The sequence below is a fragment of the uncultured Porphyromonas sp. genome (assembly GCF_947254915.1).
Lineage (GTDB): Bacteria > Bacteroidota > Bacteroidia > Bacteroidales > Porphyromonadaceae > Porphyromonas.
This window is the reverse complement of record NZ_CAMYEZ010000042.1, coordinates 1-15,399: the sequence shown is the minus strand read 5'-3', so window position 1 is coordinate 15,399 and position 15,399 is coordinate 1. Positions and strand designations below refer to the sequence as shown.

Annotated in this window: 12 protein-coding genes; 11 read left to right on the top strand and 1 reads right to left on the bottom strand. The window is 53.9% G+C overall.

The window, feature by feature from the left end:
• From Q0X57_RS04025 to Q0X57_RS03975, 11 genes are all read left to right on the top strand, one after another.
• A partial coding sequence (locus tag Q0X57_RS04025; RefSeq protein WP_297728011.1) for a hypothetical protein occupies window positions 1-296 on the top strand: 296 nt, incomplete at its 5' end.
• On the top strand, window positions 293-1,810 hold the full coding sequence (gene purH, locus Q0X57_RS04020) for a bifunctional phosphoribosylaminoimidazolecarboxamide formyltransferase/IMP cyclohydrolase (protein WP_297728009.1): 1,518 nt from the start codon (window positions 293-295) through the stop codon (window positions 1,808-1,810). The genes Q0X57_RS04025 and purH, both read left to right, overlap by 4 nt.
• A gap of 24 nt (window positions 1,811-1,834) precedes the next feature.
• A complete protein-coding gene (locus Q0X57_RS04015; RefSeq protein WP_007364613.1) occupies window positions 1,835-2,857 on the top strand; it encodes a rod shape-determining protein in 1,023 nt (340 codons plus the stop codon).
• Between the two features lie 42 nt (window positions 2,858-2,899).
• The gene (gene mreC, locus Q0X57_RS04010) at window positions 2,900-3,775 is read left to right on the top strand and encodes a rod shape-determining protein MreC (protein WP_297728005.1); all 876 of its coding nucleotides are present in this window, start codon (window positions 2,900-2,902) and stop codon (window positions 3,773-3,775) included.
• Entirely contained in the window at window positions 3,772-4,290 is a 519-nt protein-coding gene (gene mreD / locus Q0X57_RS04005) for a rod shape-determining protein MreD (protein ID WP_297728001.1), read from the top strand. The genes mreC and mreD overlap by 4 nt, the downstream gene beginning before the upstream one ends.
• 11 nt (window positions 4,291-4,301) lie before the next feature.
• The gene (locus Q0X57_RS04000; RefSeq protein WP_297727997.1) at window positions 4,302-6,158 is read left to right on the top strand and encodes a penicillin-binding transpeptidase domain-containing protein; all 1,857 of its coding nucleotides are present in this window, start codon (window positions 4,302-4,304) and stop codon (window positions 6,156-6,158) included.
• 16 nt (window positions 6,159-6,174) lie between these two features.
• Window positions 6,175-7,632, top strand: a complete 1,458-nt coding sequence (rodA, locus tag Q0X57_RS03995) for a rod shape-determining protein RodA (protein ID WP_297727994.1) — start codon at window positions 6,175-6,177, stop codon at window positions 7,630-7,632.
• A gap of 392 nt (window positions 7,633-8,024) precedes the next feature.
• The gene (locus Q0X57_RS03990) at window positions 8,025-10,403 is read left to right on the top strand and encodes a serine protease (protein WP_297727991.1); all 2,379 of its coding nucleotides are present in this window, start codon (window positions 8,025-8,027) and stop codon (window positions 10,401-10,403) included.
• A gap of 39 nt (window positions 10,404-10,442) precedes the next feature.
• Entirely contained in the window at window positions 10,443-11,285 is an 843-nt protein-coding gene (locus Q0X57_RS03985) for a fumarate hydratase (RefSeq protein ID WP_297727988.1), read from the top strand.
• Between the two features lie 11 nt (window positions 11,286-11,296).
• Window positions 11,297-11,854: a Fe-S-containing hydro-lyase gene (locus Q0X57_RS03980; RefSeq protein ID WP_297727985.1), complete on the top strand. Its 558-nt coding sequence runs from the start codon at window positions 11,297-11,299 to the stop codon at window positions 11,852-11,854.
• Between the two features lie 46 nt (window positions 11,855-11,900).
• Window positions 11,901-14,048 carry a leucine-rich repeat domain-containing protein gene (locus Q0X57_RS03975; RefSeq protein ID WP_297727981.1) on the top strand — a complete coding sequence of 716 codons (2,148 nt, stop codon included), beginning with the start codon at window positions 11,901-11,903 and terminating at the stop codon, window positions 14,046-14,048.
• A 242-nt stretch (window positions 14,049-14,290) separates the two neighbouring features.
• Here Q0X57_RS03975 and Q0X57_RS03970 read toward each other — a convergent pair whose 3' ends face one another.
• The gene (locus tag Q0X57_RS03970) at window positions 14,291-15,349 is read right to left on the bottom strand and encodes a hypothetical protein (RefSeq protein WP_297727978.1); all 1,059 of its coding nucleotides are present in this window, start codon (window positions 15,347-15,349) and stop codon (window positions 14,291-14,293) included.
• Window positions 15,350-15,399 lie beyond the last annotated feature (50 nt).

Below are 15,399 nucleotides of genomic sequence, written 5' to 3'. Positions count from 1 at the left end.
TAGCCCTTTGTAGGGACGCACGATCTGTGCGTCCGTTGTATCAAAGGTTACAGCGCCATGGCTTTAACGGGGACGGACGCACAGATCGTGCGTCCCTACGTTTCGCTACCCATCTCGCTCTAACTTCTAACCTCTACCTCCTCTTCTGCTCTACAAAGTGTCGGGAAAAGGGCTCTTTTATCGGCTCTTTTTACTACCTTTGTAGCTACTGTAGCTATGACCCACAGATTGCTCTGCTTAGGGGTTGCCTAGGAGAGCTACTATTCACCCTATACCACACGCCACAAGGCTTATGACCACAAGACCTATCCGACGAGCCCTCATATCAGTCTATCACAAGGAGGGCATCGATCGTATCGCACAGATACTACATGCTGCCGAGGTAGAGATCGTCTCCACTGGAGGTACCCAAGAGTATATTGAGTCGCTCGGTATACCCTGCACAGCCGTTGAGTCGCTGACCGCTCTGCCCTCTATCCTAGGAGGACGCGTCAAGACGCTCCACCCGATGATCTTCGGCGGTATCCTCGCTCGGCGAGACAATGCGCATGACGAGGAGCAGGTAGCGCAGTATGCACTTCCCCTGATAGACCTTGTGATCGTGGATCTATACCCCTTTGCTGAGACGGTCGCTAGTGGCGCCAGCGAGGAGGAGATCATTGAGAAGATAGACATAGGCGGTATCTCCCTCATACGTGCTGCAGCAAAGAACTACCACGATGTGCTCATCTGCTCGCACCGTGACCAGTACGATGGGCTGATTGACCTGCTGGAGCGTGACGGATGCTCCACGACTCTCCCCGAGCGGAGGAGCTATGCGCTGCGTGCCTTTGAGGTGACAGCGACTTACGACAGTGACATCTTCAACTACTTTGACGCTGGTGCTCACACCGCACTACATCTCTCTGGTCGCAACCCGCGCGTCCTGCGCTATGGCGAGAATCCTCACCAGATGGGCTTCTTCTATGGAGACTTGGATCACTACTTTGACAAGCTACAGGGCAAGGAGCTCTCCTACAACAATCTGCAGGATCTCGACGCAGCCGTGCATCTCATTCAGGAGTTTGAGGCTCCCACCTTTGCGATCCTCAAGCACACCAACCCGTGCGGAGTAGCGTCTCGTGAGACTATCTCGGAGGCTTGGCAGGCTGCTTATGAGGCTGATACGGAGTCACCCTTTGGCGGCATCCTGGTAGCAAATAGACCGATAGACCAGCAGACGGCAGAGCAGATCTCGCACATCTTCTTTGAGGTACTCATCGCACCCGACTTTGACACCGAAGCTTTGCAGATATTAGGTCAAAAGTCGAAGCGTATCCTCCTCCTGCAGAAAGCACCTCTGCCCGACCAAGACAGCGTCCGCTCAGCAGTGGGAGGCTACCTAGTACAGACACCTGACGTCCTCTCCGAGCCGGTCGTCTACACCTCTGTCACGGAGACTACTCCCACTGAAGATGAGATGGCCGACATACGCATGGCCGAGAGCATCGTCAAGTACTGCAAGAGCAATGCACTGGCTATCGTCCGAGACAGCCAGCTCCTTGCGACAGGCATCGGTCAAACCTCTCGTGTCTCAGCACTCAGACAAGCGATCCAGAAGGCGCACAACTTTGGCTTTGATCTCAAGGGAGCTGTCCTAGCGAGCGATGCTTTCTTCCCCTTCCGTGACTGCGTAGACCTAGCTGCTGCTGCAGGCATCACGGCTATCGTACAGCCTGGCGGATCAATACGCGACCAGGAGAGCATCGACGCGTGCAACGAGCAGGGCGTCGCTATGGTGACGACAGGGGTACGCCACTTTAGACATTAATCATTAGTCACAACCAAACGATATATGGGACTATTCAAACTAAGACAAGAACTAGCTATAGACCTCGGCACAGCTAATACAATCATAATGAAGGATGGCAAGATCGTCTTCGACGAGCCTAGTGTCATCGCCTTCGACCGTCGCAATGACGAGGTGATCGCCGTGGGCACGAAGGCTCGGGAGATCTATGAAAAGGGGCACGAGTACATTCGCTCGGTGCGTCCCCTCAGAGATGGTGTCATAGCGGACTTTGACGCAGCGGAGAAGATGATCCGAGGCATGGTCAAGCAGATCAACAAGAAGTCGCACTCGCTCTTCTCCCCCTCGCTACGTATGGTCGTCAGCGTGCCTTCGGGCAGTACGGAGGTGGAGATACGTGCGGTGAAGGACTCAAGCGAGCACGCTGGTGGTCGTGATGTCTACATGCTCTACGAGTCAATGGCTGCTGCGATCGGTATCGGCATTGACGTCCTCGCACCTGAGGGCAACATGGTCGTGGACATAGGCGGTGGTACGACTGAGATAGCTGTCATCTCGCTCGGAGGTATCTCCTCAAAGCAGTCGATACGTGTGGCTGGTGATGAGTTTACCCACGACATCATGGAGTACATGCGCCAGAAGCACAATGTACGTGTCGGTGAGCGCACCGCAGAGCAGATCAAGATCGAGGTGGGTAGCGCTCTAGCTGAGCTAGACAACGCTCCCGAGGACTTCGTCGTCACCAGTGCCGACCTGATGGACTCTCTGCCACGACAGATCAGCGTCTCCTATCAAGAGATAGCTCAGTGTCTCGACAAGTCTATTGTCAAGATCGAGAGCGCTATCCTTAGGACGCTCGAGAGTACGCCTCCCGAGCTCTACACCGATGTGACGCAAAACGGTATCTCCCTGACAGGCGGTGGCGCACTCCTACGTGGTCTAGCCGAGAGACTGACACGTCGCTTCGCTATACAGTTCAACGTCCCCGAGGATCCACTGCGCGCTGTGGCTATGGGCACCGACAAGGCGCTCAAGAATGTAGATAGTTACAACTTTCTCATTCACTAAAAGGGTCGTCACGTGGCGCTATAGTAGCAACAAAAGATAGCAATGCGTCGTCTCCTCGAACTCCTTCGTGCGAACCTGCACTGGGTGCTCCTAGTGGTGTGTGAGGCGATTGCCTTGCTCCTACTCTTTCATGGCAGTCTCTACCACTCATTCGTGGGAGCGGCTGCCAGTTCGTCTGTCGTGGGGAGGATTCACAGCGAGGGCGCACGCTGGCGCTCTTACCTCTCGCTACAGCAAGAGAACCAGCAGCTCACGGCTCAGCTAGCCTCGCTCGAGGGGCGCTACCTGGCTTTGCAGAGACAGTTCGAGTATCTCCTCGCAGACACCGTTGTACCGCAGGTGCTGACACCTTTAGACTCCTTAGACACCATCGTACGGGAGGAACCCAACTTTACCTTTGTGACAGCACGGGTAGTAAGCTTGACCTACCTTAAGGCAAACAATATGATGACCATAGACCGTGGCGCACGTGACGGCATCAAGCCCAATATGGGCGTAGTCTCCCAGAGCGGTGTCGTAGGCATCGTAGCTCAGGTGGGACCTCGCTACGCAACGGTCGTACCGCTCATCAACGAGAACCTAACCCTCAGCTGTATGACCCTCCGCGAGGGGCATGTGGGAGACCTCTCTTGGCGACAAAAGCTCTCGCCTGAGGAGGGCATCGTACGGGGCTTGCCGAAGCATGCGCACCTAGCTGTCGGGGATACGCTCGTGACGAGTGGCTACTCCGCCATCTTCCCCCCAGGCATGATAATCGGTCGGCTAGAGGGCAACGGTGCCCAGGGCTCTCGTATCACCTATCGTAAGGAGCTCCCTGTACTCCTGGCGACAGACTTCGGACAGCTACACCACGTCTACGTGATAACGGGGGGCAATACGATCAATCTAGAAGAGCAAGCGAGCAGAGAGGAGCTATGAGACTACAGATGATATGGACGACCCTAGGCATCGTACTGCTGGTACTGCTACAGGTAGAGGTCTTTAACTACATACAGCTCTTTCGCTATGCGACCCCTTCGGTCTATCTCTTTGCGCTGCTACTCTTCAGCGTAGATACTCCGAAAGAGTGGCTCACGCTCATTGGAGCGCTCGTCGGGCTCTCCGTCGACCTGCTCAGTGGGACGCCTGGACTGCACATGGCAGCCCTGACACTCGTCGGCTTCCTGCGCAACTACCTCCTAGCTCCCGCCGTCGATATCGAGAGCAACCTACGACGTGCGCCCTCCATGCGGATACATGGCTGGGGCATCTGGCTAGTCATCCTAGAGATGGTAGCGATCCACCAGTTTGTCCTCTTCACGCTCGACTCGCTAGGCGGCTTCGACTGGGATTACTACGCCCTACGGCTGGGTAGCAGTATGCTCCTGACCTATCTCATCGTGATGATCCTGCAGATGCTCTTCCTAGAGCACCTACCACGGCATCAGAGCTAGCGGATCAGCTTATGGAGCGCCCACACCGTCGACTACGCATCGCCGTACTCCCGTTGATCGCTATAGGCATCGTCGCACTATACATCACACGGCTCGGCTACCTGCAGCTCGTCAGCACAGAATACAAGGAGCGCGCCATGCACAATGCCCTTTACGAGGAAGTTATCTTCCCCGACCGTGGTGTCATCTATGACCGCAAAGGAACCCTCCTCGTCTACAACGAGCCAGCTTACGACCTCCTCGTCACTACAAAAGAGCTCGCCGACACCCTCGACACGCCCCTACTGGCGAGCCTCCTCCACACCTCCGAGCAGGAGCTCGACGAGCGCATGACTGCCCTAAGAGACCGCTCCATCAATCCTGGTTACTCGCCCTTTACGCCACAACTCTTCTGGTCACAGCTCACCAGCGAAGAGGCGGGTTTCATACAGGAGCAGCTCTTCCGGCTACCAGGCTTCACGCTCCGACCACGCGCTGTGCGTCGCTCCGACCAGCCTAATGCCGCTCTCCTACTAGGCTACCTAGGCGAGTCCAGTCCTGAGGAACTCAAAGCCGACAGCACCCTCGCACTCGGACAGTACGTCGGCAAGAGCGGCGTAGAGCGCACCTACGACAAACTCTTGCGAGGGCGCAACGGAGTCAATCTCTTGCTCCGTGATGCCCGTGGTAGGATACAAGGCAGCTACAACGAAGGCGCCGACGACATTGAGGCGATCCCAGGCGAAGACCTAACCCTCAGCATCGATATAGGACTGCAGAGCCTAGGCGAAAAGCTCATGCAGGGCAAAAGAGGCGCCATCGTCATGATCGAACCCAAGAGTGGCGAAGTACTCTGCCTCGTCTCCTCGCCCACTTACGACGTACGCATGCTGCAAGGCAAGAGCTTAGGCAAGGCGCATCAGCAACTCATCCTACAGGAGGGCAAGCCGCTCTTCAATCGTGCCATCATGGGTACCTATCCCCCAGGCTCTACCTTCAAGCCCGCCATGGGAGCCGTAATGCTTCAGGAGCATCTCGTCACCACCTCCACACTCCTCTCCTGCGCTCGTGGTTATCCTCGTATGCGTGGACGACCCGCCTGCCACGGTCACGCCTCTCCACTCAATCTGCGCAGTGCCTTGACCACCTCCTGCAACGCTTACTTCTGCTGGGGCTTGCACTTCCTCCTCGACGACCGCTCCCGCTACCCGACCGTACAGGACGCACTCAATAAGTGGCGCGACTATATGGTAAACTTTGGCTTAGGATACAAGCTCGGCATCGACCTAGCTGGCGAAAACCGTGGCTTCATACCCAATAGCTCCGTCTACGACCGCGTATACAGTCGCTGGAACTCCTCCACCATCATCTCCCTCTCCATCGGTCAGGGCGAGGTACTACTCACGCCACTACAGATGGCAAACCTCGCCTCCATCATCGCCAATAGAGGTTACTACTACACGCCCCACGTCGTCCGCAAGATCGAGCATACCCCGCTAGACACCCTCTTCACCACGCCACACCACACGATGGTCTCGCCAGACTACTGGGAGGAGATAGCTCAGGGGATGCACGGCGCTGTCCTAGCGGGCACCTGTCGTCGGGCCAACTTCGCACCTGGCGAAATCAACGTATGCGGTAAGACAGGTACCGCCGAAAACCGCTTTGGCAAAGACCACTCCGCCTTCATCGGATTTGCGCCCCTCGAAGAGCCCAAAGTAGCCATCAGCGTCTACGTTGAGAACGGTGGCTTCGGAGCTGTCTTCGGCGTACCCATCGGACGCGTCATGATGGAGTACTACCTGCGTGATGGACAGCTATCGGGAGCTTCCCAAGCCATTGCCGAGCAGATCAGCCGACAGAAGATATTCTACTCACACGACCTATAAAGACCCAACGAGCAGCATGCCATACCTTAGCAAGCAACGACGTAGCAACCTCCTGATGCGCCTCGACTGGCCACTCATCATCCTCTACCTCCTGATGGTAGCGGGTGGTTGGCTCGCCATATGCGGAGCTACGTACGACTTTACACCAGGTCATCTCCTAGAGATGGGAGGGCGACCCATGCAGCAGCTCATATGGATCTCCCTAGCGCTCGTACTAGGCGGTGTGGTGCTCCTCATAGACGAAGATCTCTTTGAGTCTGGAGCCCCCTACCTCTATATAGGCTTCATCCTGCTTCTTATCGTGACAGCCGTCGTAGCGCCCGATATCAAAGGCTCCCGCTCCTGGCTCGTCATGGGTCCCATCCGAGTGCAGCCCGCCGAGTTTGCCAAGCTCGGCACCGCGCTCATGCTCGCCTACTGGCTCAACCGCCCCGAGTTCAAGCTCACCACCCTGAGAGGCTATCTAGAGGTCTTTGCCATCATACTCCTACCGATGGCTATCATCATATTACAAAGTGAGACTGGGTCGGCGCTCGTCTTCTGCGCCTTCTTCCTAGCACTCTATCGTGAGGGACTCTCTGGCGCTTTCCTCCTACTCGCCTCGCTAGCGGTGACACTCTTTGTCGTGTCACTCATGCTGGCCGACGTCAGCTGGGGCGCTACCGACGCTAGCCGTCTGCTCATCTGCAGCATCATCTCCGTCGCCACCATCCTCTACCTCAGCAGCATCGTACGGTGGAAGCCCCGTGAGCGACGCATCTTGTGGATCGTCAGCGCCACCTACTTCGTCGGCATATATATCTCTCTGCGCTGGTTGCAGATCGACTACAGCTACGTCGCACTGGCGCTAATGAGCTGCATCATCCTCTTCTGCTTCGTGCGCGCCTTGCTGCACTACTCCCGCTCCTACCTCTTAGTCGGCTTAGCCAGCTTAGGCTTGCTCGCCTTCTCGCTCTCTGTCGAGTACGTCTACAACGACATCCTCGCACCGCACCAGCAGATGCGTATCGCCGTATCGCTCGGCATCGAGCAGGATCCACGAGGCGCTGGGTACAATGTGGACCAAGCGAAGATAGCTATCGGCTCAGGTGGCCTCATGGGCAAAGGGTTCCTCCAGGGCACCCAGACGAAGCTCAAGTATGTTCCCGAGCAAGACACCGACTTCATCTTCTGCACCATCGGTGAGGAGCAAGGCTTTGCGGGATCCGTTGGTCTGCTCCTTCTCTTCCTCACTATGATCCTACGCATCATGTGGCGAGCGGAGCAGCACCCCTCCACCTTCGGGCGGGTCTACGGCTACTGTCTGGCGTGCGTCTTCATCTTTCACCTGATGGTCAATGTGGGGATGGTGCTAGGACTGGTGCCCGTCATCGGCATCCCGCTCCCCTTCTTTAGCTACGGAGGCTCCTCGCTCTGGGGCTTCTCGCTGATGCTCGCCCTCTTCCTCAAGATCGATGCCTCGGGCAAGCGCTAACCCACACCTCATCCCCTACCCTTCACCAAAGACTCCAACCACCGAACGACTCAACATATCAATAGCCTCGTGGAAAACCTCAAATCCCCACGTGGCTATTTTTTTATCCTTACGGAGGAATAGGAAAATTCTTCGGAACTTTGATTCCTTTCTTCCGAAGTTTCATTTCATTCTTCCGAAGTTTTATTTCGCCCCTCGGTGAGGAATTTTCGTTTGCTCCCTGGAGATTTCCGATTTTCTCGGGAGGAGCTGACAGTTGACTCTTCGCTAGAGACACTAGTACACCTAGTGCGCTTAGGATCCTAGGACGCTAAACTCTACGTATATCATATAAAGCTCTGCTTGTACGAGTTTATTTGTACCTTTGAGAGAATATATCTCGAACGATCTCTATGAATAGACTTAATATGGCTCTAGCGACGATGGCTTTGCGTCGCTTCGCACAGCGCTCCTGTGTGGGTTTCCTATCCTATGGCCGGTGCGTGTGCCTCTCTCTCGCTGCGCTCCTGCTGGCTCTGCCTGCTGTGGCTCAGCTTGCGACACCGATCCCTGCGACTATAGTGACGGATCTGAGCGAGCGTCACGCTACGCTACGTAATGCCCAGGAGGCTTACCAGCTATATGCGGTCTCCCGTACGGAACAGACGAGTTCGTTACGACAGCAAGAGGAGACGGCTTCGTCGGGGTTACGACTCCTAGAGCTACCCGCCGTGGAGTACCGTCAGCTACCTGAGAGCCAGTTGTGGGGTGAGTGGATCACGACCGCTTCGGGAGAGCGAGCTTGGCGAGGAACTCTGCAGCTTGAGGAGGCTGGCTGGAATACGCTTTACTTTGGAGACTACCAGCTGAGCCGTGGCGATATGCTGATCATTGCAAATGAAGCGGGCGAAGTGCGAGGCGCTTTTACCGAGGCAAACAATGTCGCCTCCCATAGCCTCACGACTGCGCCACTCTATGGCGAGCGTTTGACCATATATTACTATCCGGCTTCTAGTCAGGAGGAGTCGCTCCCGTGGCGACTAGAGGGGATTACGACGGCTCTGCTCTCTGCCGTCGGTGAGGAGCTACCACTCCCAAACGGTAATCATAGCGGGTCTGGTGGTTCGCCTTGGTTTATAGTTAAGGGGCTGGAGTGTGCCGAGTCCACGGTCTTGCACCCCGAGGTGGAGCGCATCGCTCGCAGTGAACTGATGCTAGTGGTGCGTGGCAAAGCTTTTTGCTCAGGCACCCTACTCAACAACAGCCGCCAAGATGGGGATCCGCTCGTCCTGACCGCTGCCCACTGTCTCAATGCCAACTATTCTTGTCGTGACCTCAAGTATGTGCGTCAGAGTGCAGAGCAGACGCTCTTTTACTTCAACTACTTTAGCCCTACGGGCGACCCACTTATCAATGGTATTGAGGAGCAGACGCTAGCGGGTGCTGAGCTGGTTGCATACAATGAGGAGCACGACATGTGTCTGCTCCGCATCACGGGCGTTCGTCCTGATGTGCCTCAAGGTAAATGCGCTATACCGCCCAGCTATCGTCCTTACTTCGCTGGGTGGAATGCTAATCGCAACTTCCCTGCGCCTGTCATCGGCATCCATCATCCGCAAGCCTCTGTACGTCGCTACAACAGAGCGGATGAGAAGCCCCCGCTGGAGAGCTACGAGATATCTTCTCTGCCGATACGATGGATTGACGCTCATCTGTACATTAAGAAGTGGAATGTGGGGACGACAGCGGGTGGTTCCTCAGGCTCGGGACTCTTTGACAAGAATCATCACCTCATCGGGGCACTCACGGGGGGAAGCTCTTTCTGCAAATCACCGTGCAACGACTACTACTACGCTCTGAGCGAAGTTTTCACGGGCTACTCGGACGACAAGTGCCTAGAGCCTCACCTAGCTCCAGGGAGAGAGCAGAAGATAATGGAGGGGCTAGATCCCTTTGCTGACAATCCTCCGATGCGTCTCTCGCATCAGCTCTACAGCCCGATGCGTGACGACGTCGCTATACGCAGTGCCGATGACGCTATACAAGGGGTTGCCGTGCGCTACGATATAGACACGTCGGTGCAGTACCTCGGCTCTGTACTCGTCCTAGGCGCTATGCAGAGATGGAAGCCTGTGACGCTCTCCATCTATGCCGATGAAGGTGGCAAGCCAGGCAAGAGACTTTACCAGCAATCTCTGACCAATCCCTCCTATATGTTGGTGCGTGGCAGTGAAAAAACTCCGAAAGCTAGGGTCTTAAGAGATGCTTTCCAAGCCTTCTTCCCCGTGCAGGAGGGCGAGACTCCGCAGCTCTCTGCGGGAACGTACTACGTAGCCCTCGAGGGTAGCGCTGGAGAGCCCCTATCGCTGCCTTTACTCCTGAGCAAAGCACAGTCACACGACACCCCCTATGCGTGGCACCTCGTCGGCTCTAGCTGGGAGCCCGCACAGCTAGGTGGAGCGCCTTACTTGGGACACTACTGGGTTGATCCAATCGTCCTCGGTCAGCTCAAGGCAAATGGGACTAACTCGGTCCTTATGACTGACGAACCTCGTATCATACTGGAGGGCGAGCGTCTACACATCATACTGCCCACCTCTTGGCTGGAAGGTCGTACCCCTATAGAGCTGGAGCTGTACAGTAGCTCGGGGCAGCGGGTGCTGACAGCGCCTTTGACCTATAGCTCCTCATCTCTACAGCTGAGCGATTATGCCTTAGAGAGTGGGGTCTACATCCTACATCTTGCGGGAGGCGAATGCGAGCAGTACAGCTGTAAGCTCATTTGCCCATAACTACTTAACTAGACAGTTTACTTACACACTTAACCATATATGCGTACAATATCCTCTACAGCCATCACAGACTTGGTGGAGAAGCTTTGCATAGAGGCTTGTGTCAATCTTTCGCCCGACATTGAGGCTGCTATGCAGCAGGGTGCCGAGCAGGATCGCTCGCCTCTAGCTCGAAACGTACTGAATACGATCATTGAAAACGTCCACATAGCGCGCAGTGAGCGTGCTCCCATGTGCCAAGATACGGGCATGACCGTTATCTTCGTTGACATGGGACAGGATCTGCACGTCGAGGGTGATCTGATCGAAGACGCTATCAACGAGGGCGTCCGCAGAGGCTATACCCACGGCTACCTGCGCAAGTCCGTCGTGAGCGATCCGATACATCGACACAACACAGGCGACAACACGCCCGCCGTCATCCACTACCGAATCGTGCCAGGAGATCAAATGCATATCACGGTCGCTCCCAAGGGCTTCGGTAGTGAAAACAAGAGCGCTCTCTCGATGCTTACACCAAGCCAAGGGGTGCCTGGCATCAAGCAGTTTGTCCTTGACACCATCTCGCACGCTGGGGGCAACCCTTGTCCGCCGATCATCGTCGGCATCGGCATCGGTGGTACGATGGAGCGGTCGGCTGAGCTGGCAAAGCGTGCGCTACTACGTCCTATCGGTGAACGTCATCCCGATCCCGCCGTGGCGGAGATCGAGGAGGAGCTACTCCAAGAGATCAATAAGATGGGCATCGGTCCAGCTGGCTTCGGAGGAGACACCACGGCTCTAGCCGTCGCCATCAATACGGGTGCGACACACATTGCTGGCTTGCCCGTAGCGGTCAATATCAGTTGCCACGCCACGCGTCACGCTGAGGGTACACTATAATATATATAGACATGGAAGAGAAGAAGATACTCAGAGCCCCCTTTACGACAGAGATGATTACTCCGCTCAGAGCGGGAGATATGTGCTACATCTCGGAGACTATATACACAGCACGTGACGCAGCGCATTTGCGTCTTGTCGAGATGCTGGAGCGAGGCGAGGAGATGCCCTTTGACTTTGAGGGGCAGGTCGTCTACTACGCGGGTCCTTGCCCAGCTAAGCCTGGACAACCTATCGGCTCCGTCGGTCCCACCACGGGAGGGCGAATGGATGCCTATTCACCCACGCTCATAGCGCACGGCTTGCGTGTGATGATCGGCAAGGGCTTGCGTAGCCCCGAGGTCGTTGACGCGATCAAGCAATACAAGGGCGTTTACTTTGCCGCTATCGGTGGGGCTGCCGCTCTGATGGGTAAGTGTGTCAAGGAGGCTGAGGTGATAGCCTTCGACGACCTAGGTCCCGAAGCGATCCGCAAGCTACGTGTCGAGGAGCTTCCCGTCATCGTTGCTGTAGATAGTCTCGGAGGAGACGTCTACTCGCTCGGTCGCTCGCAGTACACCCGCCGCTAGTCTGCAAGAGCCCCCCTACAAGAACATACCTAAACACAATAATATCATGATGAAAAGATTAATGCCTTTACTACTGCTACTCGTGGCTCTTTGCTGTCCATCAATAGGACATACGAGCGAGAATCCACTTCTTCTTGGCAACACCCTAAGAGGTTCTAGTGAACCTACGATAAGGCTCACTACGTCTGGAGCGGTCGGAACCAGCTATTCCTTTACAATCATCGGAGGAGCTACCCCCATTCAGATAGACTGGGGTGATGGCACGCTTGTCTCACCCGCATCTACTATGGTCAGGGGAAAGAAGGCTGGAGACGAGATTAAGATCTATGGGGAGTGCCTATCATTCCTAGCTCCAAGAGCTAAGATTACAGCGATCACTATTGATGCTCCTAAGATGGGTATGCTAGCCCTAGCAGATAATGAGCTCACGACACTGGACCTCTCTAAGACTCCAGCGATAGTGTCTCTGAACTTGCAGGGCAATAAGTTGACTAGCCTCGATCTGCATAGTCTTGTCGCCCTTTCTATGCTCAATGTAAAGCTAAATAAGCTAGAGAGCCTTAATCTGTCTGGCTTAAATGCGCTAAAGAATTTGATTGCTTCAGACAATCCTACTCTGACTACACTTGATGCCTCTACACTCACTAACCTTAGCTCCATACGAGCTGACAATTGTGCCCTAGAACGTGTCTCTCTTCCAGCATCTATTACTGAGTTTTATGCAAAGGGCAACAAACTCACCACTCTCGGCGAGGGGGCTATCTCTTTCCCGAAGCTACTACGTCTGAGACTACCTAACAATCAAATCACTGAATTTACCGTAGGAGAGTGCCCGCTCCTCAACGACCTTGAGCTTGATGGCAACAAGCTCACGTCTCTTACGATTGGTTCACTTCCCGCTTTGAAGACTCTATACATTCAGAAGAATCTCCTCGAGGCGGATGCTCTCAACAAGGTTTACAATGCTCTGCCATCTATCTCAGGAACCATCAAAGTGGTCAACAATCCTGGCGCAGAGAAGGCTTATGGCTATATCGCTACGGACAAGGGCTGGAAGATAGACGTACCTGGTCAAAAGAACCAAAACCCAGATCCCATCATTACGATAAAGACAAAGCCCGACAAGGAGATCTCCTTGGGTCTAGCTGGCTTTGCAGCCGAGAGTAAGGTACAGATAGAGACAGACGAAGGCGTAGTCGTAGAGGAGACGATCACGAGCGGTGTCCCTCCTATCAAAAAGTACAAGTCAATGCGAGGTCTCATCCGAATCACTGGACTAGTGCACACGATAGACTGCTCCGAAAACGGCTCTATCGCATACGACATCGATGCCTCACAGAGTCCTAAGCTAGTTAAGTTTTATGCTCTGCACAATACGATGACATCTGTCAACGTCAAGGGCTGCGCTGACCTCACCTTTATCAACTGCGCAGGCAGTGAGCTTCCAGAGATTGATCTCTCAGATTGCAAGCTACTAGAGACCGTATGGCTCCCTGGGAATAAGATGACAAGCATTGACTTGACTGGACTGACAAGCCTTCAAGAGCTGAGCCTAGAGCGCAACCTACTGACCGAAATACGTGGTCTCTCTGACTGCACTAGTCTGACTGAGCTCAATGTCGCTGAGAACCAACTCACGGCGCTCGCTCTCTCTGGGATGTCAAGTTTGAAAAAGCTAGACTGTCGTGATAACAATCTATCGGCTCTCGACCTCTCCTCGTGTACGGCACTGACAGAGGGCTACTGCTTCAAGAATGTCATCAAAGAGCCAGCTATGAAGCAACTCTTTGAGAGCTTGCCCACAAGAGGAGCGAATAAACGTGGTGAACTCTATGTCCTTGACTCATCAGAGCAGAACGAGAGGAACGAAGTAAACAACGCTGATGTCAAGATTGCCACAGACAAGTTTTGGTCCATCTATGACTACAAGAGCTACGACAACAGAGGTAAGAATCCACTTGCCAACGACCCCGTCTTATCGGCAGATAACTACCGCCTTATGCTCACTGGAGACTATATTGAAGTCACACTGGCTACGCCCTATGCTGTGGTGGAGCTATACACACTAGGCGGAACGCTCCTGCAGAGCGCACGAACGAACCAGAGTGGCGAGCTACGAATCTGTATCGCAGAGCTACCCGCAGGGAGCTATCTACTATCCGTCGATGGCGAGTCAACTAAGCTAATCTTCTAGCCTCTGCGACGGTACCTGATAGGGGCTCCAGAGAGAGCCTCCGCCAGAGACACTATATAATAAGAGGACTCTCCCAGTGACAGGTCGTCAGACCTAACGCTGAGAGAGTCCTCTTATTCTTTATCGTACGCTTACTACAAAGTATCAGAGACTCTAAGCCAAGTTTCACAGCAAAAATGAGCTATGGCGAAACTCTTAGAGCCTAAATAGCAAGCTCCTCCGAACATACTGAAGGATCCCCGCTAGTTTTTCTTAGGGCGGATTTCAAACTTCATACGACTCCGCTCATAAAAGATTCTCAGCGTAGCTTTGGCGTTTGAAACAGTTGCATAGACTATATCTTTATCCATCAGTTCATCATGCTCTAGCTGTTTACTCCAAGTTCCATCAAATCCATTGAGCTTAGCCCACTCATGTATTTGACTACTTGAGAGAGCTTCCTCCACACTTGATATAGCATTAAAGATTCCAGTGACCTTCTGCTGTTCGATCCAGTAGAAGGCAAACGTGATATTGCTCTTCTTCGTTTGATCACTCTTTGTCGGGAAAGATAAGCATACTCCGCTTAAATCTGAAGGGATCTCTCGATAACCAGCCTCCCGCTCGAAAGCAACAATCTTGTCCACCTGGTTGCTCATTAAGGCTTCAATGGATGGAAGATCCTTAGCCGTAGCTACGAAGTCATGAGCCTTGGCGACTGGTGCTGGAGGGGTAGGACGTAGGATCGTCAGACAGGTCTTGGTTCCCCACTTGCTATTGGGCCAGACTTGCAGGACAATTGACATATCCTCCTTCTTGTATTGGTAAGAGGTCTCATCCTTGTAGGTCTCTGTAAAGCCTAAATCTGTAATAAGACCTCGCACCTTGGGGCAGTCATTGATTGGCTCGCGGCAGAGTGCGATGATGACGTCAGACTCTAGAATTGCATTCGTACCTCCATAGCTAACTATCGGTATTAGATCAAGCGATAGATTGACATAGGCGGGGGTTAGGTTAGGTGCCTCAGACTTGTCATTATTGACATTGACATCCTTTTGTAGCTTACGTCCTAAGGTAGCTTCATAAGCCTCAACAGGAGCTTTGTCAGTATTGTAGTCAAAGTTGATGAGAGGCATTTGGTCTCTAGGGCACTCCTTCTTGACGAATCGGAGGCTGTCTATCTCATCAATGGGGATTAGTTCAGCTTCTTTCCCCTTGAGGAATACCTTAAGATGGGTGGGAGACTCTTGGGCCACAAGAGCAAAAGCTGATACCAGTAGCGTGCATAATAGCAGAGAGAACGCAAAGGTTTTACGTATCATAAATTATATAGGTTGATGCATATACGTGGCGATGTGATATCTATCTCAAC